Here is a 23,918-nt window from a genome sequence, read left to right on the forward strand (position 1 = left end):
ACAACACCGGCGTAGTGCAAGGTCTTGATCGTTCACGAGATAGGAACGTAGAGATCGGACTTGATGTTGCTCATCGATACCAGCGTCTTGAAGCGCTTGACGTTGTTGCTTTCGAAGAACAGCTCACGGGTCAACTGTGTGTACTGTTCCATGTGCTTCACCAGCATGATCAGCACGAAATCGCATTCTCCCGCCACGTAGTAGCACTGCTGCACCTGCGGGCAGGCGAGAAAGAGGCGCTTCATGGCATCGAGCAGGTCAAGGCGTTCGTTTTCGACCTCCACCTCGGTGATGACCGTCAAGGTGTAGCCCAGGGCGGCCGGGTCGACACGGGCGACGGTCCCCAGGACGACGCCTTCGGTGTTCAGTTTCTTCAGGCGCCGGTTCACGGCGGCCGAAGACAGGTTGACCCGCTCCCCGAGGTCCTGTTGGGAGGTGGTGGCGTCACGCTGGATGGCGTCCAGCAGGGCATGGTCGAACGGGTCGAGGTTCATGAAGGCTCACCTGAAAAACATCAGTCTGCACAAAGTCCCTGTGGGAGCGAGCCTGCTCGCGATGGCGGTGTGTCATGCCGATTGATACACCGCCATCGCGAGCAGGCTCGCTCCCACAAGGGTTGCGATAACGCAATAAAAGTTCATTTTCAGCCTGAAAATCAAGATTTTCATTCACTCTAGGGGAATAGAATTTCTTCACGACGCCAAGATCCACCCCCAGGAGACTCTGATGCACGATCTGCACCTCAACGGCCCCCTCATGCTCCAGCAGATTCAAACCCTCGGCCGGTTGGGCGCCGATGCCGAGAATGGCGGGCGCACCCGGATTGCATTGACCGACGCTGAAAAGGCCGGACGCGATCGGGTTCAGGGCTGGATGCGTGAGCTGGGGCTGGAGATCCAGATCGACCGGATCGGCAATCTGTTCGGCACACTGCGCTCGGCGAGTGACCGGGGTGATCAGCGTCCGCTGATGATGGGGTCTCATATCGACACAGTGACCAATGCCGGTGCGCTGGATGGTTGCTACGGGGTGCTCGCCGGCCTGGCGGTCATTCGTGCCTTCCGCGAGGCCGGCGTGTTGCCCGCCCGCTCCATCACGGTCGGCGCGTTCACCAACGAAGAGGGCGTGCGCTACCAGCCCGACATGATGGGGTCGCTGGTCCATGCCGGCGGCCTGTCCGTCGAGGAAGCACTCGACACCATCGGTACTGACGGTACGCGCCTGGGGGACGAACTCGAACGCATTGGCTACGCTGGTGCCCTGGAACCCGGCGCTATCGTTCCCCATGAATACATCGAGCTGCACATCGAGCAAGGCCCGATCCTGGAGGCCGAGGGCACCTTGATCGGTGTCGTCGAAAACCTTCAGGGCATCTCCTGGCAGCAGATTGAAGTGAAGGGCAACGCCAATCACGCCGGTACCACGCCTACCCATCTGCGGCATGACGCCGGCCTGGTGGCCAGTTCCATCGCGGTCGAGCTGCGGCGTATCGCGGTCGAGACCGGGACCACCCTGGCCACCGTCGGGTGCATGAAGTTCGAACCGAATGTCATCAACGTGATTGCGCGCAAGGCAACCTTCACCGTTGACCTGCGTGATCCCGACGAGGCGAAGCTGGTCGCTGCCGAAAAACGCTTGTCCAGGTACCTCGGCGACATTGCCGAACAAGAGGGCGTCGATATCTCGACCGAACAGCTGGTGCGTTTCCAGCCGGTCACTTTCAACGCCGCACTGGCCGATGAAATCGAGGCCAGCGCGCAGCGCTTCGGCTTCAGTCACCGTCGGATGACCTCCGGCGCCGGGCATGACGCGCAGATGATTGCCCGCATCGCACCGGCCGCGATGATCTTCGTCCCCAGCCGCGGCGGGATCAGCCATAACCCTCGCGAGCACACCGACGACGATCAGTTGATCAAGGGCGCGCAGGTGCTGCTCGACGTCGTCACACGGCGCCTCAACGCCGCCTGAAAATCCTTGCCTGTCCGATGGAGTTCCCCATGTTGATCGCCAACCCCAAGGCCACTCGCCAAGCCTATCCCGAAGCACTGCGCCAGATCATGAGCGTCGAAAAAGCCAACGAGAGCCGGCAGTGGCTGTCGCAATGGTCGCGCCTGAATGCCTCGGCCACGCCGCTGTACGCGCTGCCCGACCTGGCCGCCGAACTCGGTGTGGCGCAGGTCCTGGTCAAGGACGAGTCGCAGCGCTCGGTACTGGGCAGCTTCAAGGCGCTGGGTGCGCCGATTGCCCTGGTACGTTTGATCTTGCGTACTTTTCCTGAGCAGCACTTCTCCGCCCGCGATCTGCTGGAAGGCAAGCATGCCGACGCGTTGGCCGACTTCACCGTGATCAGCGCCACCGACGGCAACCACGGACGCGCCCTGGCTGCGGCGGCCCAGAGCATGGGTTGCCGGTGCAACATCGTCCTGCATGCGAACGTCAGTGTTGAGCGCGAAGAGGCCATCGCCGCGTATGGCGCCACGATCGTGCGCATTACCGGCAACTATGACGAGTCGGTGGAGGAGGCCGCGGCATTGGCTGCCGCCAATGACTGGACCGTGGTTTCCGATACGTCCTACGAAGGGTACGAAGTCATTCCTCGTGACGTCATGCAGGGCTACGGCACGATCTCGGCTGAAGTGATTGAAGCGTTGCAGGCTGACGCGCCAGTTACCCACGTGTTCCTGCAGGGCGGCGTCGGTGGCCTGGCTGCCGGTATCGCGAGCTATCTGTGGGAGCAGTACGGCGCACAACGCCCCGTATTCGTCATGGTGGAACCCGCACAGGCCGATTGCCTGTACCAGAGTGCGGTCCAGGGCCGGGCGGCCAAAGCGACCGGCTCGGTCGACTCGGTGATGGCGGGCCTGGCCTGTGGCGAGACGTCTCCGCTCGCCTGGCGCTTCCTGGAAAACAGTGTCGATTTCTTCATGACCATTGAAGACGACGAAGCCGTGGCCGCCATGCGCCGACTGGCGGCGGGCAGTACTCGCGACATTCCGCTGGTGGCGGGGGAGTCGGGAGTCGCCGGTCTTGCCGGCCTGATGCACGTGGTCGGGGGTAAAGGCTTGGCGGCTGACCTGGGCATCAATGCCGATTCCCGCGTGCTGGTGGTCAACACCGAAGGCGCCACGGCGCCGGGGGTGTATGCCGGGTTGTTGGGGGAGAGTGATGTGTCGGTTCTACGGCGGCAGGAGGCTTGGCTGGGCGCCTTGCACACCGATAAAGATTTTCTTGCCATGCGCTAAAAGTAATCTGCTTTGTGCGGCCAGCGGCCTCTGCCCACACTCGAACTCAGGTTTTGATAACAGAGTCGAGGGCTGGAGATGTTCAAGTGGCATGGGATTGAATCGTCGCGGGCACGGGTATGACCGCAGTGCCCATGCAGGGCGTTGCCCGACCCAGTATTCCAGCTGCCTACTTCGCCGCGGTGCTGGGCCTGGCCGGCCTTGGACAGGCCTGGCGCACGGCGGTGGGCGTATGGGGATTGCCCGCTGCGGTCGGGGAAGCCTTGCTGATGGTCGCGGCTGGGGTCTGGGCGGTGCTGATCGTCGGTTATGCCTGGCAGGCTTTGCGCGACTACGGCGCGGTAAAAACCGAACTTCTTCATCCTGTCCAGGGCAGTACGCCTGCCTTGGTGGGTGTCTCGACCCTGTTGATTGCCATCGCCGTTCTTCCGTATTCGCTTGTCCTCGCGTGGGCATTGGCCAGCGCCGGTCTCACCTGGCACATCGGGTTTTCCCTGTGGCACACCGGGACGCTCTGGAAGGGTGGCCGCAACGCGATGGATATGTTGCCGACCCTGTACCTGCCAACCGTTGCAGGTAATTTCACGGGTGCGGCGGCGTTGGGTGCCCTGGGGTGTTCCGAATGGGGCTGGATGCTGCTGGGGGTGGGGCTGTTTTCCTGGTTGGCCTTCGAGTCGCTGATTCTCCACAGGCTCTTGCACTCGGCCACGATACCCGCGCCGCAACGCCCGCTGATCGGCATCCAGTTCGCCCCGCCGACGGTGTGCGCCATGGCCTGCCTGGCGTTGTCGCCGGGTAGCGCGGATCACCGGCTGCTCATGTTATGGGGGTACGGGCTGTTCCAGCTGCTACTGGGCTTGCGCCTCAGGGGCTGGCTGGGGGCGCAGTCCTTCAACCCGGCGTATTGGGCCTACAGTTTTGGTGTCGTTGCCACCGCTATCACCGCGCTCAAACTCGCATCGGCAGGCGTGGCACCGGCACGGATACTCGCGCCACCGATTTTTGTCGGTGCCAACCTGTTCATCGGCTATCTCGGGTTGCGCACGGTGCATCGGTTGTTGAGCTATTTCCCACAGGGTGAGCCAGACACCATCAACCGTCCCGTTCAGTCGGACTGATTTCTTTCATTGCTCGGAGATAGACAGGACATGGCAAAGAACACCTACAAGGCGATGCAGGTCACCCGGCCGGGCGTGCTGGAGTTGGTTGAACGGGAAGTCCCCGAGCCCGGCACAGGCGATGTATTGATCGAAGTGCAGGCCTGCGGGGTCTGTGGCGCGGATGCCGGGGCCATCGAAGGGTTGGAGGCGAACTTGCAGTTGCCGCGTGTGCCCGGTCATGAGGTGGTCGGGCGGATCGTGGCCCTCGGCACAGGTGTCCAGGGCAACTGGCGGGTGGGCCAGCGGGTTGGCGTCGGGCGGCTTGGAGGCCATTGCAATGTCTGTGAGCAATGCCGCCGCGGGCACTTCAACCTGTGCAGTCACCAGCCTGTGATGGGCAGCTCCCGGGATGGCGGCTACGCAGAGTTGATGACCGCCCGCGCCACCGGCCTGGTGGCGATCCCGGATGAACTGGATGCCGTGGCAGCGGCGCCGCTGTTGTGCGCGGGCATTGCCACGTTCAATGCCTTGCGCAAGTCCGGCGCCCAGGCGGGTGATCTGGTGGCGATCCAAGGCATCGGCGGCCTCGGCCACCTCGCGCTGCAATACGCGCGCCGGATGGGCTTCAAGGTCGTGGCCGTCGGACGAGGTGCCGATATTGCCGAAGATGTCCTGGCGCTGGGCGCTCATTACTACATTGATACCCATGTCGAGGAACCGGTCGCCCGGCTCAAGGAGATGGGCGGGGCCCAGGTGATCCTGACCACCATCACCGACAGCGCCGCGGCATCTGCGCTGATGCCGGCCCTTGCGCCGCAGGGGCGGTTACTGGTGGTGGGCGTGGGGCGCCAGCCGCTGGCGATCATGCCCGGTGCGCTGGTGGGCGGTGAACGCAGTGTCCAGGGCGCCATCACCGGCACGCCCTACGAGTCCGAGAAAACCCTGGACTTCAGTGTCATGACCGACGTGCGCGCCATGATCGAGACCCAGCCTTTGGAGAACGCCTGGGAGGCCTACCAGAAGGTGAAGTCCGGCGAGGTGAAGTTTCGCATGGTACTGACGGTGGGCACAGGCGAAAGCTGACGCTCAATAGATCGGCTGCTGCTCCCGGGCGATATCCAGGAAGCCGGCAATGTAGTCGATGCGTTCTTCATCCTTGCGCACGCCCAGGTGGATGCTCTTGTGCAGGCCATGAGGGCCGATGCGCAGGGATTTGAGGGGCAGCTTGTCGCCTTCTTCGCGCAGCAACCATTCCGGCAACACGCTGATGCCTCGTTCCGCCGCTGTCAGTTGCAACATCAACTCGGTGGTTTCGGCCGTGATGCGGTGATGCGGCCGGCAATTGGCCGGCACCAGGAAGCGGCCGTAGATGTCCAGGCGTTCCAGGCTGACGGGTACGGTGATCAGCGTTTCGGCGATCAGATCATGGGGATCGGCCCAGGCGTTAGTGGTGAGGGGGTGGTTTTCGTGCAGCACCAGTACCAGCTCGTAGTCGAAGACGGGTGTGAACAGCAGGTCTGGCTGATCGATCGGGTCCGGGGTGATCAGCAGATCGATCTCATGGCCCAGCAACGCCGCCACGCCATCGAAGCGAAAAGCCGTGCAGATCTCGAAGTCGACGTCCGGCCAACGCCGCAGGTACGGGCCTGTGACGCCCATCAACCACTTCTGGCAGGGGTGGCATTCCATGCCAGCACGCAGGGCTCCGCGGCGGCCATCAGCGAAATCCGCCAGCACCCGTTCGGCATGATCGAGCTGGGGCAGGATCCGTTCGGCCAGGCCGAGCAGGTAATTGCCGGCCTGGGTGAAACGCAGGTTGCGACCATCCTTCATCCACACTTTGGTCCCGTGCCGTTCCTCGAACTTGGTGATGGCATGGGAGACCGCGGACTGGCTGACATTCATTCGTTCGGCCGCCGCCGTGACACTCCCGGTGCGGGCCACTTCACGCAGGATCACCAGGGGTTGGAAATCAATCATTCATGTCTCCTGCTCATGGTTTTATGAAGTAATACCATTTTTGTTCATGATCCGTTGTTGTTACTAATACCGCAAGGCGCTTGAGCGCCACCCTCCGTTGTCAGGCTGGATACAAGAACAATGAATACCCAAGCAGTCGCACCCCAGGCCCAGGCCTGCCCCTTCGATGAAGTGATTGATCGCAAGCACACCAACTCCATGAAGTGGGACTACGGACACAATTTCCTCACGCCCGAGGAGTGTGCCGCCGACCCGCTGCCGATGTGGGTAGCGGACATGGATTTCCGTTCGCCGCAACCGGTGATCGATGCACTGAGTGAAGCCGTGCAGTCGGGTGTGTTCGGTTACGCCGGCGGTGCGCGCAAATCCTATGTCGACGCGGTGATCGGCTGGCAGGGCCGGCGTTTTGGCTGGGACGTGTCCCGTGACTGGCTGTTCCAGGCGTCGGGCATCATCACCACGATGAAGACCGCCATCCAGGCCTTCACTTCACCGGGTGACTCGGTGTTGATCCAGCCACCGGTCTACGTGCACTTTCATGATGATGCCCAGGTGAACGGTCGACGCCTGGCGCTGGCGCCACTGGACTTCGATGGCGAGCGCTACCGTTTTGACGAGCGCAAGTTCGAGGCGGCGATCCAGCCCAACACGCGCCTGTTTATCCTGAGTCATCCGCATAACCCGACCGGCAATGTCTGGTCGGAGGCGGAACTGCGGGCGATGGGTGAAATCTGCGCCCGGCACGATGTGCTGGTACTCAGCGATGAGATCCACCAGGACATCCTGCTCAACCCGAACAGGAAGCACATACCGTTCGCATCCCTGGGCGAGGCCTTCGCCCGCAACAGCATCACCTGCACGGCCCCGAGCAAGACTTTCAACATGCCGGGGTTGCAGACCGCGAACATTTTCATCCCCAACAAGCGGATCCGCGAGGAACTGGTCCGGCAGTACGACCGTAATCTCTATCGCTACGTCAATGCCCTCGGCATGGTCGCGGCGGAAGCGGCCTATACCCATGGCGAGCCCTGGCTGGAGCAGATGCTGGCCTACGTGCGTGGCAACCAGGCGCACTTTGCCGCATCTCTCCACGCCGCTGTACCGCAGATCAAGGTCGTGCCCACGGATTCGCTGTACCTGGCCTGGATGGATTGTCGCGGCCTGGGCATGGACGCCACGGCGCTCGACCGGTTCATGCTCACCAAGGCGCGGGTCTGGCTCGACAAGGGCCAGAAATTCGGCGAGCAGGGCCATGGATTCATGCGGGCGAACCTGGGTTGCAGCCGCGTGACGGTCAACGAAGCCATCCAGCGGATCGTTCGCGCTGTTCAACAGCGCTGAGCAATACCCCGAACACTTTCAAATAACAAACGCTCGCGCTGTGTACGCGAGCGTGTAGCTGCACCTATGCCCTGGCTGCCGCCTTAATAACCATCACAAAAACAAGGTGAACATGATGAAAAAACTGGTCCTCGCGCCAATGGTCTGCCTCGCCGCATCCCTGGTTTGCGGCATGGCTTTCGCCGGAACCGTCAAGGACGTGCAAGCCCGTGGAAAGCTCAATTGCGGAGTATCCACCGGCAACACGGGGCTGTCCGCACCGGATGCCAAGGGAGCCTGGCAAGGACTGGACGTCGCCCTGTGTCGCGCTGTCGCGGCAGCGGTACTGAAAGATGCCAATGCGGTCAGTTTCGTACCGACCACCGGGCAGACACGCTTTACCGCCCTGGCTTCCGGTGAAGTGGATGTGTTGATACGCAACAGTTCCTGGACCTTCACCCGCGACGTCGACCTGAAGCTGACCTTTGCCGGAATCAACTACTACGATGGCCAGGGCTTCCTGGTACGCAAGGCGTTGGGGGCCAAGGAGGTCAAGGATCTCAACGGCGCCTCGATCTGCGTCCAGACCGGTTCCACCCATGAGCTGAACCTGGCCGAGTACTCGCGCAAGCACGGCATCAAATACGAGCCGGTGCCGATCGAGTCGACTGCCGAAGGGGAACAGAAATACCTGGCCGGCGCCTGCGACGTCTTTACCAACGACGTCTCCGGACTCGCGGCTTCCAAGGCCAGTTTCGCCTCGAAGGACGAGCACATGGTGCTCAAGGAGTTGATCTCCAAGGAGCCCCTCGGACCGATGGTGCGCCAGGGCGACGATCAGTGGGCAGACGTTGTGCGCTGGACCCTTAACGCGTTGGTCGCCGCCGAAGAACTGGGTGTGACTTCCGAGAACGTTTCGAAACTGTCGAGTGGTTCGGACAACCCGGAAATCAATCGCCTGCTGGGCACCGAAGGCAACTTCGGCGAGCAACTGGGACTGGATAACCAATGGGCCAGCCGCGCCATTGCCGCCAGTGGCAACTATGCACAGATCTTCGACAACTCCCTGGGCAAGAACACCCCCATCGGCCTTGAGCGCGGTCTTAACGCGCAATGGAATCAGGGCGGCTTGCTGTACGCCGAACCCTTCCGCTGATCCGATGTGCCCACCGGCACGCTGATTGACCATTGCCGCGAAGGGCTGACCAGGCCGTATCGGATCCGGGTCAGCCCTCCCTTCACGGGAGAGAGATATGTCCACCCTGACAATGACCGACAAGAAGAACGGCCAGGCCGCCTTCTCGCTGGGCATGCTGTTGCACGACAAGCGTTACCGTTCCTACACGATCCAGATCATCGCGCTGATGTGCCTGATGCTGGCTGCCGCCTGGCTGCTGGACAACACGGTCCGCAACCTCGCGGCCCTGGGCAAGGACTTTTCCTTCAGCTTCCTTTGGAATGCGGCCGGCTACGACATCAACCAGCAACCTATCGCCTATGACAGCCAGATGACCCATGGTCGGGCGGCATTGGTGGGGCTGCTCAACACATTGATCCTGGCCATTCTTTCCTGCGCCACGGCCACGGTCATCGGCGTTCTGGCCGGGGTATTGCGGCTCTCGGACAACTGGATCGTCTCACGGTTGATGGGCGCCTATATCGAGCTGTTCCGCAACGTTCCCGCATTGTTGTGCATCCTGATCATTGGCGCGGTCATGGCCCAGTCGATGCCTGCGCCCAGCAGCTATCGAAGCGCAGGAATCACTGAGACAGCCATGGCCGTGACCAACCGGGGCGTCTACGTTCCCGAACCTCTTTTTACCCGAGAGCTGGGTGTATTGGATCTCGGCGTTGTCCAGCCCAGCCTCAATGCGCTGGCAATCATCGGCCTGATCCTGCTTTGCCTGTTGGCGGACCGCTGGCTGCGCCGGCATGCCGATGCCGTGCAGAGCCGGACGGGCAAGCGTCCGCTGCTCTGGTACAAACGTCTGGCGGTGCTGGTGCTGCCCACTGTGCTTTTGCTCTATGCGCTGGGCTTTCACCTGGGTTATCCGCAGCTGCGCGGATTCAACTTCCAGGGCGGGCTGCAACTGCGCAATTCGCTGATCGCCATGTGGCTCGGGTTGAGCGTCTACACCGGCGCCTTCATTGCCGAGATCGTGCGCAGCGGCATCCAGTCCATCACCCGGGGGCAGACCGAAGCGGCCAATGCCCTGGGCCTGCGCCCGGGGCGCACGATGCGCCTGGTGATCCTGCCCCAGGCATTGCGGGTCATCGTGCCGCCGCTGACCTCGCAGTACCTGGATATCACCAAGAACACTTCGCTGGGGCTTGCGGTCGGCTACATGGACCTGCGCTCGACACTCGGCGGCATCTCCATCAACCAGACCGGCAGGGAGCTCGAAGGCATCCTGCTGATGATGCTGATCTATCTGGCCATGAGCCTGCTGACCTCGGGTTTGATGAACCTGTACAACAACCGCGTGAAACTGCAGGTGCGCTGACATGACACAACACTCCATAGCCTGGTCACGCCAGCAACTGCTTCCTCAGGCCGAGCCTCCCGTGGGGCAGGGCGGCTGCCTGTTCTGGATTCGCTCACGGTTGTTCAACGGCTGGTGGAGCAGCCTGCTGACCATCCTGTCGTTAGTGGCCCTCGCGGCGCTGATGCACGCGGTCTTTCCCTGGCTGGCCAATTCGGTCTGGCAGGCCGATTCACTGGGCGAGTGCCGACGGATACTCAATGGCGAATCGGGCGCCTGTTGGGGCGTGATCCGTGAGCGTTGGCCGCAACTGGTGTTCGGTTTCTACCCGCCGGCCGAGTACTGGCGACCACTGGCGGCCTTCGTGCTGCTGTTCGTTGCGCTTGGTCCGATTCTGTTCAAGCGTCTGCCGCGCAGGCTGGTGTGGTTCAGCGTTGTCTATCCGGGGCTGGTGTTCTGGCTGATCTGGGGAGGTTCGCTCTGGGCACCGGGGATGGTCTACGCCATTGCGGCGGCAGGCGGGGTGGCCTTCAGGCTGTGCCGCCGCTTCGGCGCGACGACTGCGCTGATCGTGGCGATCATGGTCGTGGCAGGCGGCTGGCTGCGCGCTGCCGGGTCTATCGCGATGCTGCTTGAGCAAATCATGCCCCTGGCGCTGTCCCCGGTGTCGTCCCGTGATCTGGGCGGCTTTCTGCTGTCCCTCGTGGTCGGCGTCACCGGCATAGCCATGTCCTTGCCGCTGGGGATTGTGCTGGCATTGGGCAGGCGTTCGTCGATGCCACTGATCAGGTTGATGAGTGTGACCTTCATCGAGTTCGTCCGTGGCGTACCGCTGATCACACTGCTGTTCACCGCCTCGCTGCTGCTCAACTATTTCCTGCCACCGGGCACCTCGTTCGACCTGATCCTGCGGGTGATCATCATGGTCACGGTCTTTTCCACGGCCTACATGGCGGAGGTCATCCGGGGAGGGCTGGCCGCGCTGCCTCCAGGTCAAAGCGAAGCTGCGCAGGCACTCGGGCTGGATTACTGGAAAGCCCAGCGCCTGGTGATCATGCCCCAGACGCTGAAGATCTCCATTCCAATGATCGTCAGTACTTTCATCGGCCTGTTCAAGGACACCACCCTGGTGGTGTTCATCGGCTTGCTCGACCCCATAGCCCTGTCCACGGCGATCCGCGCGAGCACGCAGTGGCAAGGCATCTACTGGGAGCTGTTCCTGTTCATCGGCGGCGTGTTCTTCCTGTTCTGCTTCGGCATGTCCCGTTACTCGATACACCTTGAGCAAAGGCTCAAGACCGATCACCGCTGAGGAGCCTTGCATCATGAAAAGCCAGCATTCGACAGTAAGCCGTGCACCTTCCCGGGAGGTCGCCATCCAGATCACCGGGATGAACAAGTGGTATGGCAATTACCATGCGCTGCGCGACATCGACCTGACCGTCAGCCGTGGCGAGCGGATCGTTATCTGTGGCCCGTCGGGCTCGGGTAAATCGACCATGATCCGTTGCATCAATCGCCTGGAAGAATTCCAGCAGGGCCGGATCGTGGTCGACGGCACCGAGCTCACCAGCGACGTGCGCAAGATCGATGAGGTCCGCCAGGAAGTGGGCATGGTCTTCCAGCACTTCAACCTGTTCCCGCACCTCACGATCCTGGAGAACTGCACGCTCGCACCGATCTGGGTGCGTCAGGTCCCGCAGAAGCAGGCGGAGGAACAGGCCATGCATTACCTGACCAAAGTGCGGATCCCCGAGCATGCGCACAAGTATCCGGGGCAGTTGTCCGGTGGTCAGCAGCAGCGGGTCGCCATCGCCAGGGCGTTGTGCATGAACCCGCGGGTCATGCTGTTCGACGAGCCGACTTCAGCACTGGACCCGGAGATGATCAAGGAAGTGCTCGATACCATGATCCAGCTGGCGGAAGAGGGCATGACCATGCTCTGTGTCACCCACGAAATGGGTTTTGCCCAGGCAGTTGCCGACCGGGTGATCTTCATGGACCAGGGCCAGATCGTCGAACAGAACGAGCCCAAGGCCTTTTTCAGCGATCCGCAGTCGGAGCGCACGCGGATGTTCCTGAGCCAGATCCTGCGGCATTGAGCTGCTCACGCCGGGGCTGCCTTGCAGCCCCAACCGCCACCAAGGAGTCACCATGAGCGCTTTCCTGTTCATCATCAACGACGCCTGCTACGGCTCGGAGCGGGCATTCAATGCATTGCGGCTGGCCGGTTCGCTGTCGGCGCGCAAGCAGGCCCAGGTCCGGGTCTACCTGCAGTCGGATGCGGTGAGCTGCGCCCGTGCCGGGCAGAAAGTGCCGATGGGGCACTACAACCTCGAACTCGTGCTGGCCAAGATCCTGCGCAAAGGGGAGGTGGCGCTGTGCGGCGACGGCATGGACGCCAGGGGCATGACCGACGTGGAACTGGTTGCGGGTGTCCGGCGCTCATCGCCGGGGGAGTTGGCGGACTGGACGGTGGATGCCGACAAGATACTGATTTTCTGATACCGGTCCGAATAACCGCTGCGGGACTTCTCCACCCCAGGCAGGGCGCTTGCTCCCGTTGGGTCGCATGGCGGGCCGGAAACGGGGGGGCAGTTCGTTGTGACGCGCATGTCGGGCTTTCCTGCCTTGATCGTCTAATCTTTGCCGCTGGAGATGATGCCCAGGGCAGAGTGGGTCAGGACATCCAGGAGTTTTTGTTCCGGGACCTCAATGCTCTGCCAGAGGGATTGTCCGTAGAGCATGCCGATGACCACCTCTGTAATCATGTCTGTGCGCTCACCGATGCAGTCGGTTTCGCCACATTCAGCGCAGATGATGGCCTTCAGCAGGTCTGCGTGGTTGCTCCTGAGTCGATTGATTGCCTGTTGTTGCTCATCAGTCAGATTGACCGATTCGCGTGTCACCAGCAGCAGCCGGCGCCTCTCGGCCAGGTTGAAAACGACGAACGCGTGGACAAAGCGCTGAAGGCGATCGCGGTGAGTCCTGGCGCCCCGCATGCGCCGTTTGGTGTCGGCCAGCAGGTCGGATACCGCACCTTCGATCAGCTCGAACAGCAGGCACTGCTTGTTCTCGATGTGGTTATACAACGAGCCGGCATGCAGCCCTAAAGGGCCTGCCAGATCGCGCAGGCCGATGGCCTGGTAGCCGTGGGTGGCGAACAGCTCCAGCGCCACATCCAACAGGCGGTCGCGGGCATTATTGGGTACGGATTTCGAATGGACGGTGGCCGCGGTCATAGCGTTGTCCTGTGACTGAGCGAAGGCTTGCCGACCATTGTCGGACAAATTGGGTTTGACCAAATGTAAGACAACAGGCATCTTACGTAAAGACTAATCGCGGAGGTGTTTTATGGATGGGCAAACGGTCGTAATCGTCGGTGGCGCTTCGGGTCTGGGATTGGAAACCGCCAAGCTGATGCGTAAACGCGGGGCGACGAAAATCGGCATCATCGACCGAAATGAGCCGTTGATGGTCGCCGCTGCCGAGCTGCTTCGCGCCGAGGGTTGCGAAGTGGCGACGGCCGTAGGCGATATCTCCCGGCAGGTATCCGCTCATGGCGCTTTCCAGCAAATTGTCGATGCCCTGGGGCGCGTGCATTGCTTGGTCAACAGTGCCGCGATTTATCCGCGCAAGGACATTTTCGAGATCACTGACGAGGAATGGGATCTGGAAAATGCGGTGAACATCAAAGGCACTTATCACATGATGGTGGCGGCGGTGAAACATATGCAGGCGTACGTGGCGACGCCCGCCGTGACCGGTCGCATCGTCAACGTCACCTCGGTCGACGCCTTCAAGGCGCACCCGCAGAACGCCCACTATGCCGCGACCAAGGCGGCCGTCGTCAGCCTGACCAAATCCTTCGCCCAGGCCTGCGCCAAGGACCAGATCCTGGTCAACTCGGTGGCGCCGGCCGGTTTTGCCACCGAGCGTGCCAAGCAATTGGGTTTCCTCGGCGAACTGGCCGCCGCCAACCCGTTGGGGCGTGCGGCGGAACCCGCCGAAATCGCTGAATGGATCGTGATGATGGGCAGTAGCCGTAACAGTTACGCCACCGGTGAGAACGTGATTGTCAGCGGGGGATACATCTATGCCTGATGCCGTATCGATTCCAGCGATTTATCGTCGGGCGCTGGTCACCGGCGCCACCAGCGGCATCGGCAAGGCCGTGGTCCTGGCATTGCGTGACGCGGGATTGCAGGTGATTGCGGTGGGTCGCAGCCCCGAGGCATTGGCGCAGTTACGTTCGGAGCGGGACGTGATCGTCGTTGAGGCGGATGTACGCCAGGCGGATGCGTTCACTGACCTTCTGGCTCGTTACCCGGTGGATGTGTTGGTGAATAACGCGGGTGTGTTGTCCACGCGGGCGTCTTTCCAGGAGATGGACCCGACAGAAATCGACAACATGTTCGACATCAATCTGAAGGCGCCTTTGCACCTGACGCGCAAGGCGTTGCCTGGAATGATCGAGCGTGGTCACGGCCATCTGTTCTTCATTGGCTCCAGTGCCGGCCGTGCACCGCATCCGGGGGCGGCGGTTTATGGTGCGTCCAAGGCCGGCATCAGCCTGTTCTGCGATGCATTGCGCTGCGACTTGCTCGGCAGCGGGGTGCGCGTGACGGAAATCGCCCCGGGACGAGTCCAGACACAACTGTACAAGACCGCCATGGGCATGCAGGCCGCCGGTGCCGAGTTGTACGAAGGGTATGAGTTGATCATGCCGCAAGACATTGCGACATTGCTGTTGGCGGCGTTGAGTCTACCGCAGCAAGTGGACGTGTCGCGGTTGGAGGTTTTCCCGACGGCCCAGGCGGTGGGCGGGGCGCGTATGGTCAAGACCCGGGAGCAATGAAAAATGGCCGGGATCTTACGGATCCCGGCCATCCATTTTGTGTGTGAAAAAGCAGAATGGTATGTGTCGGTACTTGACTGCCTGTAAGACAACTTATAACTTACATTTTGACATGACTCGACAGCCTCTTGTCATGAATCAGGAATTTCAGGGGATACGACGATGACTGCTACTTCATGCCGGGTCGGCGTGGACATAGGTGGGACCTTTACCGATATCGCGCTGGACGTAGGCGGGGTATTGCACTCAACCAAGATTCTGACTGACTACGAGCTGCCCGAGCGCGCCATCCTCACCGGTGTGAAAAGTGTCATCGAGGCTGCCGGCCTGAAGTTGTCCGATATTGATCAACTGATTCATGGCACCACCCTGGCGACCAACGCCCTGATCGAGCGGCGTGGGGCCAGGACCGCGTTCATTACCACCGAAGGTTTTCGTGACACGCTGGAAATGCGCACGGAAAACCGTTTCGAACAATACGACATCAACATCACGTTGCCGCCGCCTCTGATCGAGCGTGAACATCGCTACACCTTGCGCGAGCGCCTGGATGTGCACGGTGATGTGCTGATCGCACCTGAGTCGTCCGATATCGATGCGCTGGTCGAGCGGGTGGCTGAGGGCAACTACGAGAGCATCGCGGTTGGCCTGATTCACAGTTACGTCAATGGTGCCCATGAACGTTTGTTGCGCGATGCCTTGCAGCGTCGCTTGCCGAACGTTTCGGTCTCGATTTCCAGCGAAGTCTCGCCGCAGATGCGTGAGTTCGAGCGTTTCAATACCGTGTGCGCCAATGCTTACGTCAAGCCGCTGATCAAGTCCTACCTGGATCGCCTGGTGGTGACGCTCAAGCAGTCCGGTGCCGATTGCCCGGTGTTCATGATCCACTCCGGTGGCGGGATCATTTCGGTACAGAGCGCTGCGGAGTTCCCCGTGCGCCTGGTCGAGTCCGGCCCCGCCGGTGGTGCGATTTTCGCCGCCGACATCGCACGCAAATATTCGCTGGATTCGGTGGTGTCCTTCGACATGGGCGGCACCACGGCGAAGATCTGTCTGATAGAAAATCAGGTTCCGAAGACTGCCAAGACCTTTGAAGTGGCACGCACTTACCGCTTCAAGAAGGGCAGTGGCATGCCGATCTCGATCCCGGTGGTAGAGATGGTCGAAATCGGTGCCGGTGGTGGCTCTATCGCCAGCATCGACAGCATGCGCCAGATTCGGGTCGGGCCGCACAGCGCCGGGTCCGAGCCAGGCCCTGCCTGCTACGGACGTGGCGGCCTGGAGCCGACCATCACCGATGCGAACCTTTTGCTGGGGCGCCTGGATCCGGACAACTTCGCCGGTGGGGCCATGCACTTGTCCGTTGAAAGCGCCGCTTCGGCAACCGCACGGGTCATTGCTGCACCGCTCAATATGGAGGCGGTCACAGCGGCCTACGGTGTCTGTGAGGTGGTCGATGAAAACATGGCCAACGCGGGGCGTGTCCATGCCGTCGAAAGTGGCAAGGACATTGCCGAATACACCATGATCACCTTTGGTGGCGGTGGTCCGCTGCACGCCGCGCGCCTGTGCGAAAAAATGGGTGTATCGCGCTTCCTGGTGCCGGCCGGCGCGGGTGTCGGATCGGCCATTGGCTTTCTACGTGCGCCGTTCGGCTATGAGGCGGTGCGCAGTTCATTCGTGCGCTTGTCGGAGTTCGATGCGTCGCAGGTCAATGCCCTGATCGATGACATGAAGTCCGAATCCATCGGTTTCCTGCGCCAGGGCATGCCCGAAGGCGAGCCCGAGCTGGAATGCACGGCATTCATGCGGTACGTCGGCCAGGGTTGGGAAATTCCGGTAGCTCTGCCGTTCAAGCGGTTCAGCCGTGATGACACCGGGCAGTTCAAGGCGCTGTTCGAGGCAGCTTATACCCAGTTCTTCGGTCGCCCAATCGAAGGGCCCGACATCGAGATCGTCAGTTGGTCGGTCAAGGCCAGCTCTGCGCTGATGCCGGTGCGGCCGGTCAATCAGATCAATGCTTCGCATCGGGCCCATGAGGTTGCGCGTCGTAACGTCTTCGACGTCGTCAGCGGTGGCTTTGTCGATGCCGGCATCTTCCAGCGTGAGGAGTTACAACCAGGGGCGCGCATTGATGGTCCGGCCATCATTGCCGAGCGCGAAACATCGACCTTCGTGTCTTCCTCCTTCATCGCCACCGTTCAGCCTGATGGCTGCCTGCTGGTCGTTCGGCGCTAAGCGTCCCTTGCATAGAAGGCGATTTTTCCATGAGCGATACCTTGATCGATATTCAAATGCAGGTGATGTGGAATCGCCTGATTTCGGTGGTTGAAGAACAGGCCCTGACGCTGATCCGCACGGCATTCTCGACCAGTGTGCGTGAGGCGGGCGATTTGTCCGCCGGCGTCTTCGACCGTTCCGGCAACATGCTTGCCCAGGCGGTGACCGGTACTCCCGGGCACGTCAACACGATGGCCGAGGCGGTGGTGCATTTCATCAATGACATCGGCCAGGAGAACATCTTCGAAGGCGATGTGTACGTGACCAACGACCCCTGGAAGGGCACCGGCCACCTGCACGACATCACCATCGTTTCTCCCTCGTTCTACAAGGGCAAGCTGATCGGCTACTTTGCCAGCACGGCCCATGTCGTCGATATCGGCGGCCGTGGTTTTGGCCCGGATGCCCGTGAGGTCTACGAAGAAGGCCTGTTCATTCCGATCATGAAGCTGTTCGAGCGCGGCCAGGTCAACCGCGACCTGATCAATATCCTGCGCAACAACGTGCGCGAGAACGATCGGGTGGTCGGTGACTTCTATGCCCTGTCGGCCTGCAACGAAACCGGTCACAAGCGCTTGTTGAGCATGCTCGAAGAGTTCCGCCTCGATGATCTGGAACACATCGGCGGGTTCATTCTGGAGCACAGCCGCCAGGCGACGCTGGAGTGCTTCAAGTCCCTGCCGCATGGCACTTACCAGAACAGCATGACCCTGGACGGCTATGACGTTCCCGTGACCTTGTCGGTGACGCTGACGGTCGGGCCGGATGGCATTCTCACGGATTTCAACGGCACCTCCGGCATGAGCCAGTTCGGTATCAACGTACCGCTGGGCTACGCCAAGGCATATGCCTGCTATGGCCTCAAATGCATCGTCGCCCCTGAGATCCCGAACAACTCGGCATCCCTGGCGCCGTTCGATGTGGTGGCGCCGGAAGGGTGCATCCTGAATGCCAAGCACCCGGCGCCGGTGTCGGTGCGTCACGTGCTCGGGCACTTCGTGCCGGACCTGGTGCTCGGTGCCCTGCATCAATGCCTGCACGGCCAGGTTCCGGCCGAGGGCGCCAGTGCGCTGTGGAACCTGCACTTGAGTGTCCGCCCCCTGGACAGCAATCCCGAGGGGCGTAACGCCGAGATGCTGATGTTCAACAGCGGTGGCATGGGCGCGCGCGCCGGCAAGGATGGCTTGAGTGCCACGGCGTTCCCGAGCGGTGTGCACACCATGCCGGTCGAGGCCACCGAGCATGCCGGGCCGGTCATTGTCTGGCGCAAGGAGCTGCGCAATGGATCGGGCGGCGCCGGTCAGTTGCGCGGAGGTCTGGGACAGGAAATCGAAGTGTCCGCCGCCGAGGGGTACTCGTTCCGTTTCAGCGCCATGTTTGATCGCATTCTCTATCCCGCCCGAGGGCTTGAGGGGGGCAAAGAGGGGGCCCACGGATATGTCGGTCTGGATGATGGCACGTTGTTGCGCGGCAAGGGCCAGCAATTCGTGCCGGCGGACCGCCGCCTGATTCTCAGTTTGCCGGGCGGTGGTGGCTACGGCGACCCGCGCCGGCGTCCGCGAGAGGACGTCGAGCGTGATCTGCGCTTTGGCTACATCAGTGTCGAACAGGCGCGTGACGACTATGGCTATGAAGCCGGGCAAGGGAGCAAGTAATGGAATTTCAAAGTTCGCGGGTCAAAACAGTCAAGAGTTCGCCAAGCATGGCGGTATCTGTCCTGGCCAAGAAAATGCTCGCGCAAGGCGAACCGGTCATCAACCTCAGCCTTGGCGAGCCGGACTTCAATACGCCGGCCCACGTCATCGAAGCGGCCTATCGGGCCATGCTGGAGGGCAACAACCACTACACCGCGCCCAACGGTTACGAGGTATTGCGCCAGGCCATCGTCGATAAGTTTGCCCGCGAAAACGACTTGCACTACGGCCTGGACGAAATCTGCATTGCCAACGGCGCCAAGCAACTGCTGTTCAATGCTTTCCTGGCAACGCTGGAGCCGGGCGACGAGGTGATCACGCCGGCGCCCTACTGGGTGTCCTACACCGATATGGTGCTGCTCAACAGCGGTGTGCCCAAGGTCATACCTTGCGGTTCGGAGTATGGCTTCAAGCTCGATGCCGCACGCCTCGAGGCGGCGATTACGCCGAAGACCCGCTGGTTGATGCTCAACTCGCCGAACAATCCCTGCGGCGCGATCTATACCCGGCAGGAGTTCGCGGCATTGGGAGCGGTGCTGAAGAAACATCCGCGGATCCTGGTCATCTCCGATGAAATCTATGAGCACATCATTCTGGGTGACAAGCCTTTCGTGCCGTTCGTGACGGCCTGTCCCGAACTGCGCGAGCGCACGCTGGTGATCAATGGCGTATCGAAAGCCTACGCCATGACGGGGTATCGCCTGGGGTATGCGGCAGGGCCGAAAGAACTGATTGTCGCGATGAACAAAACCCAATCGCAGACCACGACATGCCCCTCGGCCATTTCCCAGTTGGCTGCCGCGGCAGCTCTGAGCGGCCCCCAGGACTTCGTGCGTGATGCCAATCGCGAGTATCAGGCCCGGGGTGCAATGGTCGTCGAAGGCCTGGCGGCCATTGACGGGCTGGAGCTGCAGATGCCCGAAGGAGCGTTCTATGCCTTCCCGAAATGTTCGGCGTTTCTCGGCAAACGGACACTCGATGGGCAAGTGATCGAGACCGATACCGACCTCGCCAATTACTTGCTGCGTGTCGGCAAGGTCGCGACGGTCCCGGGTTCTGCATTTGGTCTTGAACCCTACATTCGCCTGTCTTTCGCGACGTCTCGCCAACAGCTTGAGCAGGCCATCGTGCAGATGCGCGCGGCTCTGGCCTTGTTGGTTTAAGCGTCGCCGTCACTGACTAATTCGAGAGTTTTCCGATGAGCAAGCCTTTTAAACGATTGTTGATTACCGGGGCTGCGGGCCGCCTGGGCAAGATCCTGCGTGCCGAGATGGCCGCGCATGCCGAATATCTGCGATTGACCGACATCGCCGACATGGGTGAAGCCGCACCTCACGAAGAACTGGTGCGCTGCGATCTGGCCAGTTTTGCCGACGTGCTGCCGTTGGCCGAAGACGTCGATGCGATCATCCATGCCGGTGGGGTTCCGCTTGAGAACACGTTCGAGTTGATCCTCAACGGCAACATCGTCGGGACCTACAACATCTATGAAGCCGCCCGGCAGAAAGGTGTGAAGCGGGTGATCTACACCAGCTCCAATCACGCCATCGGTTTCTACGACCGTACCGAAACCATCGATGCCAGCGTCCCGCATCGACCTGATTCGCTCTACGGCTTGAGCAAATGTTTCGCCGAGGACCTGGGCCGTTATTACTGGGACAAGTTCGGCATCGAGTCCGTCAATATCCGTATCGGCTCATCGTTCGAAAAGCCGCTGGACCGTCGCATGCTGGCGACCTGGCTGTCGTTCTCCGACTTTGCCCAGATCGTCGAGCGATCCCTGCATGCGCCCCGTGCAGGGCACATGATCGTCTACGGCATGTCGGCCAACCGGGAGTCACTCTGGGATAACCGGATGGCTTCGTCCTTGGGCTACGAGCCGCAAGACAGTGCGGACGATTACCGCGAAGCCGTGCTCGCCGAGCATCCGCCGCTGGATCCGAATGAGCCTGCCGCTCGTTTTCATGGCGGCAACTTTGCCGGTGCCGGTCATTTCGAAGATCCGAAGTAACGCCTATTCATCGAACTCCAAGAGGTCCGAGCCATGGCTTCGACAGCAACAAAACAACATTACGACGTGGTGATCGTGGGCGGTGCGGTGAACGGCAGTGCCACGGCGTATTTCCTGGCCAATAACCCGGATTTCACCGGGTCGGTGCTGGTCATCGAGCGTGACTGGACCTATGCCCAGTCGGCGACTGCACTTTCGAGCAGCTCGATTCGCGTGCAGTTTTCCAACCCGATCAACATTCAGATCTCCCGGTTTGGCGCCCAGTTCATCCGCGACTTTGCGCAACTGATGGAGGTCAATGGCGAAAAGCCGGATCTGGCCTTCAAGGAAAACGGCTACCTGTTCCTGGCCGACCAGAAAGGTTTCGACGTACTCAAGCGTCTGCACCAGACGCAGCTGGACAACGGCGCCGATGTGACGCTCATGGACACCGAGGCGCTGATCAGGCGTTTCCCCTGGGTCAACCCCGATAGCCTGGCCGGCGGGACCTACGGTGAGAAGGATGAGGGTTGGTTCGACAACTACGGCATCATGAACGGCTTTCGCAAGAAAGCGCGTTCGATGGGGGTCGAGTACATCGAGAACGAAGTGGTCGAGGTTCTGCGCAAGGGCGATCAGATCAGCGGCGTGACCCTGGCCAGTGGCGAGCGCATCAGCTGTGATTACCTGGTCAACACGGCCGGTACCCGCGGGCCCACCGTGGCAAAGATGGCCGGCTTGCAGATCCCGGTCGAGTCGCGTCGGCGCTCACTGTTTGTTTTCGATTGCCATACGCCGCTGCAAGGCGTGGTGCCGTTGACCATCGATCCAACCGGTGTGTTTTTTCGCCCGGAAGGTCATCTGTACCTTGGCGGCACTTATCCCAAAGTCGACCCGGAAGTCGCCTTCGATGACTTCGACGTGCTGCACGACGAGTTTGACGAAGAGGTATGGCCGATCCTCGCCGAGCGTGTTCCCGCGTTTGAGGCGATCAAAGTCGTTAACTCCTGGGCCGGTCATTACGACTTCTGCGTGCTGGATCACAACGCCATCGTCGGCCCCCACAACGAAGTACGCAACTTCCTGTTCTGCAACGGCTTCAGCGGTCACGGCCTGCAGCAGGCGCCGGCTATCGGTCGGGGCTTGAGTGAGCTGATCACCTATGGCGAATACCGCAGCCTGGATTTGAGCGCCCTGTCTTATCAACGCGTAGTTGAAAACCGTCCCTTTTTGGAAGACTCGGTCATCTGACCGCGTGGCCTGATGGAGAACAAAAATGACTGACAACAATTCCACGGCAACCCGTACAGGCGGTCAGGTACTGGTTGATGCGCTGCGTATCAACGGCGTCGAGCGGGCTTTCTGCGTGCCGGGTGAGAGTTACCTCGCGGTGCTCGATGCGCTGCACGATGCGCAGGACGATATCGAGTTGATCGTCTGCCGCCAGGAGGGAGGCGCGGCCTATATGGCCGAAGCCTATGGCAAGCTGACCGGTAAGCCGGGGATCTGCTTCGTCACCCGCGGTCCGGGTGCCACGAACGCTTCGGTCGGGGTGCACACTGCGTTCCAGGACTCCACGCCGATGATCCTGTTCATCGGTCAGGTGGCCCGGGATCAGGTGGAGCGCGAAGCGTTCCAGGAGATCGATTATCGCCGCATGTTCGGCCAGATGGCCAAATGGGTGGTGGAAGTGGATGATGCCGCACGCTTGCCCGAACTGCTCAGTCAGGCTTTTCATCGCGCCATCAACGGTCGCCCCGGCCCGGTGGTCGTGGCCTTGCCGGAAGACATGCTGACAGATCGGGTCAGCGTTGCCGATGCCGGCCCTTCACAGGTCATCGAACCGGCCGCTTCGCCTGCTTCGCTTGAGCAACTGCAGAGCCTGATCGGTCAGGCGCAGCGCCCGTTGGTGGTGCTGGGCGGTGGTGGCTGGAGTGCTGGAGCAGTGGACGACATTCGTTCGTTCATCGAAAAACAGAATCTGCCGGTGGCCGCTTCGTTCCGCTGCCAGGATCTGTTCAACAATACGCTGCCCAACTACGCGGGTGACCTGGGGTTGGCTGCCGGGCCTGAACTGGTCGAGGCGGTCAAGCATTCGGACCTGCTGCTGGTGATCGGTGCGCGTCTTGGCGAGATGACCACGGGCGGTTATGCACTGGTGGACATCCCGGTCCCCAAACAAAAACTGATTCACGTGCACGCGGGTATTGAAGAACTCGGACGGGTCTATCAGCCCACCCTGGCAATCAACGCCGGAATGAAAACCTTCGCCGCGCAAGTGGCGGCATTGCCAGCGGTCAATCCCCAAGGGCTGGCAGCCTGGACTGCGCAACTCAATCGTGGCTACCGTGCCAACTTCGACTGCCCGGCATCGCCAGGGCCGGTGCAGATGAGCGAAGTCATCGCCTGGCTCAATGATCGCCTGCCGCACGACAGCATCATCACCTGTGGTGCCGGCAACTACACCGGCTGGGTGCACCGCGGTTATCAGCACCGCACCTTCCGCACCCTGTTGGGTCCAACCAACGGCTCCATGGGGTACGGGGTGCCGGCGGCGGTGGCGGCCAAGATCACCGCGCCTGCGCGTACGGTCGTGGCATTTGCCGGCGATGGCTGCTTCCTCATGAACGGCCAGGAACTGGCCACCGCTGCCAACTATGACGCCCGCCTGGTGGTGATCGTGGTGAACAACGGCATGTACGGCACGATTCGCATGCACCAGGAACGCAGCTACCCAGGTCGCGTTTCTGGAACCGAACTGCACAACCCGGACTTCGCCCTGCTGGCGCGTGCTTATGGCTTCCATGCCGAAACGGTGGTGGCCACCGAACAGTTCGCTGATGCATTCGAGCGCTGTATCGCCTCGCAGAAACCAGCCCTGATCGAGATTCAGGTCGACCCGGAAGCGCTGACCCCTCGCATGAGCTTGAGCCAGATACGCGAAAAAGCCCTCGCTTCGCGCTGATTTTCC

At 61.3% G+C, this 23,918-nt stretch carries 21 protein-coding genes; 18 read left to right on the forward strand and 3 right to left on the reverse strand.

All coding sequences use genetic code 11. The features are described 5' to 3' along the window. Positions 1-32: 32 nt before the first annotated feature. Positions 33-494 carry an Lrp/AsnC family transcriptional regulator gene (locus LOY67_RS10295; protein ID WP_265067056.1) on the reverse strand — a complete coding sequence of 154 codons (462 nt, stop codon included), beginning with the start codon at positions 492-494 and terminating at the stop codon, positions 33-35. Between the two features lie 232 nt (positions 495-726). Here LOY67_RS10295 and LOY67_RS10300 point away from each other — a divergent pair, with 232 nt between their 5' ends. The 4 genes from LOY67_RS10300 (at position 727) to LOY67_RS10315 (ending at position 5,425) form a co-directional block, all read left to right on the forward strand. Beyond that, positions 727-1,968 carry a Zn-dependent hydrolase gene (locus LOY67_RS10300; RefSeq protein WP_265067057.1) on the forward strand — a complete coding sequence of 414 codons (1,242 nt, stop codon included), beginning with the start codon at positions 727-729 and terminating at the stop codon, positions 1,966-1,968. A gap of 29 nt (positions 1,969-1,997) precedes the next feature. Beyond that, on the forward strand, positions 1,998-3,242 hold the full coding sequence (locus LOY67_RS10305) for a diaminopropionate ammonia-lyase (RefSeq protein ID WP_265067058.1): 1,245 nt from the start codon (positions 1,998-2,000) through the stop codon (positions 3,240-3,242). 119 nt (positions 3,243-3,361) lie between these two features. Beyond that, positions 3,362-4,360 carry a dicarboxylate transporter/tellurite-resistance protein TehA gene (tehA, locus tag LOY67_RS10310; protein ID WP_265067059.1) on the forward strand — a complete coding sequence of 333 codons (999 nt, stop codon included), beginning with the start codon at positions 3,362-3,364 and terminating at the stop codon, positions 4,358-4,360. A gap of 30 nt (positions 4,361-4,390) precedes the next feature. Next, positions 4,391-5,425 carry an alcohol dehydrogenase gene (locus LOY67_RS10315; protein ID WP_265067060.1) on the forward strand — a complete coding sequence of 345 codons (1,035 nt, stop codon included), beginning with the start codon at positions 4,391-4,393 and terminating at the stop codon, positions 5,423-5,425. A gap of 3 nt (positions 5,426-5,428) precedes the next feature. Here the strand turns inward: LOY67_RS10315 and LOY67_RS10320 are convergent, their stop codons facing one another. Continuing rightward, the gene (locus LOY67_RS10320) at positions 5,429-6,322 is read right to left on the reverse strand and encodes a LysR substrate-binding domain-containing protein (protein WP_265067061.1); all 894 of its coding nucleotides are present in this window, start codon (positions 6,320-6,322) and stop codon (positions 5,429-5,431) included. Positions 6,323-6,442: 120 nt separating this feature from the next. On the opposite strand from LOY67_RS10320, the gene LOY67_RS10325 reads away from it, so the two are divergent. From LOY67_RS10325 to LOY67_RS10350, 6 genes are all read left to right on the forward strand, one after another. Next, complete coding sequence (locus tag LOY67_RS10325) at positions 6,443-7,663, forward strand: MalY/PatB family protein (RefSeq protein WP_265067062.1); 1,221 nt, start codon at positions 6,443-6,445, stop codon at positions 7,661-7,663. Positions 7,664-7,778: 115 nt separating this feature from the next. After that, on the forward strand, positions 7,779-8,798 hold the full coding sequence (locus LOY67_RS10330; RefSeq protein WP_320110012.1) for an amino acid ABC transporter substrate-binding protein: 1,020 nt from the start codon (positions 7,779-7,781) through the stop codon (positions 8,796-8,798). Between the two features lie 97 nt (positions 8,799-8,895). Then, positions 8,896-10,146, forward strand: coding sequence for an amino acid ABC transporter permease (locus LOY67_RS10335; protein WP_265067064.1), 1,251 nt, complete (start codon positions 8,896-8,898; stop codon positions 10,144-10,146). 1 nt (position 10,147) lies between these two features. After that, on the forward strand, positions 10,148-11,437 hold the full coding sequence (locus LOY67_RS10340) for an amino acid ABC transporter permease (protein WP_265067065.1): 1,290 nt from the start codon (positions 10,148-10,150) through the stop codon (positions 11,435-11,437). A 79-nt stretch (positions 11,438-11,516) separates the two neighbouring features. Next, the gene (locus tag LOY67_RS10345) at positions 11,517-12,227 is read left to right on the forward strand and encodes an amino acid ABC transporter ATP-binding protein (protein ID WP_265067742.1); all 711 of its coding nucleotides are present in this window, start codon (positions 11,517-11,519) and stop codon (positions 12,225-12,227) included. Between the two features lie 52 nt (positions 12,228-12,279). Beyond that, the gene (locus tag LOY67_RS10350; protein ID WP_265067066.1) at positions 12,280-12,630 is read left to right on the forward strand and encodes a DsrE/DsrF/TusD sulfur relay family protein; all 351 of its coding nucleotides are present in this window, start codon (positions 12,280-12,282) and stop codon (positions 12,628-12,630) included. A 134-nt stretch (positions 12,631-12,764) separates the two neighbouring features. Here LOY67_RS10350 and LOY67_RS10355 read toward each other — a convergent pair whose 3' ends face one another. After that, positions 12,765-13,367: a TetR/AcrR family transcriptional regulator gene (locus tag LOY67_RS10355; protein WP_265067067.1), complete on the reverse strand. Its 603-nt coding sequence runs from the start codon at positions 13,365-13,367 to the stop codon at positions 12,765-12,767. A gap of 112 nt (positions 13,368-13,479) precedes the next feature. Between LOY67_RS10355 and LOY67_RS10360 the strand changes: the two genes are divergently transcribed. From LOY67_RS10360 to LOY67_RS10395, 8 genes are all read left to right on the forward strand, one after another. Continuing rightward, positions 13,480-14,229 (forward strand): SDR family NAD(P)-dependent oxidoreductase, encoded by a 750-nt coding sequence (locus tag LOY67_RS10360; protein WP_265067068.1) that lies wholly within the window; start codon positions 13,480-13,482, stop codon positions 14,227-14,229. Continuing rightward, positions 14,222-14,983 carry an SDR family oxidoreductase gene (locus tag LOY67_RS10365; RefSeq protein ID WP_265067069.1) on the forward strand — a complete coding sequence of 254 codons (762 nt, stop codon included), beginning with the start codon at positions 14,222-14,224 and terminating at the stop codon, positions 14,981-14,983. The genes LOY67_RS10360 and LOY67_RS10365 overlap by 8 nt, the downstream gene beginning before the upstream one ends. A gap of 162 nt (positions 14,984-15,145) precedes the next feature. Next, the gene (locus LOY67_RS10370) at positions 15,146-17,221 is read left to right on the forward strand and encodes a hydantoinase/oxoprolinase family protein (protein ID WP_265067070.1); all 2,076 of its coding nucleotides are present in this window, start codon (positions 15,146-15,148) and stop codon (positions 17,219-17,221) included. A 29-nt stretch (positions 17,222-17,250) separates the two neighbouring features. Then, on the forward strand, positions 17,251-18,918 hold the full coding sequence (locus LOY67_RS10375; RefSeq protein ID WP_265067071.1) for a hydantoinase B/oxoprolinase family protein: 1,668 nt from the start codon (positions 17,251-17,253) through the stop codon (positions 18,916-18,918). Next, positions 18,918-20,120, forward strand: coding sequence for a pyridoxal phosphate-dependent aminotransferase (locus LOY67_RS10380; RefSeq protein ID WP_265067072.1), 1,203 nt, complete (start codon positions 18,918-18,920; stop codon positions 20,118-20,120). The genes LOY67_RS10375 and LOY67_RS10380 overlap by 1 nt, the downstream gene beginning before the upstream one ends. Before the next feature lie 35 nt (positions 20,121-20,155). Continuing rightward, positions 20,156-20,968, forward strand: coding sequence for an NAD-dependent epimerase/dehydratase family protein (locus LOY67_RS10385; RefSeq protein WP_265067073.1), 813 nt, complete (start codon positions 20,156-20,158; stop codon positions 20,966-20,968). A 33-nt stretch (positions 20,969-21,001) separates the two neighbouring features. Next, entirely contained in the window at positions 21,002-22,198 is a 1,197-nt protein-coding gene (locus tag LOY67_RS10390) for an NAD(P)/FAD-dependent oxidoreductase (protein ID WP_265067074.1), read from the forward strand. A 25-nt stretch (positions 22,199-22,223) separates the two neighbouring features. Beyond that, on the forward strand, positions 22,224-23,912 hold the full coding sequence (locus LOY67_RS10395) for a thiamine pyrophosphate-binding protein (protein ID WP_265067075.1): 1,689 nt from the start codon (positions 22,224-22,226) through the stop codon (positions 23,910-23,912). Positions 23,913-23,918: the final 6 nt, after the last annotated feature.

Origin of the sequence: Pseudomonas sp. B21-056 (assembly GCF_026016325.1) — a bacterium.
Taxonomy (GTDB): domain Bacteria; phylum Pseudomonadota; class Gammaproteobacteria; order Pseudomonadales; family Pseudomonadaceae; genus Aquipseudomonas.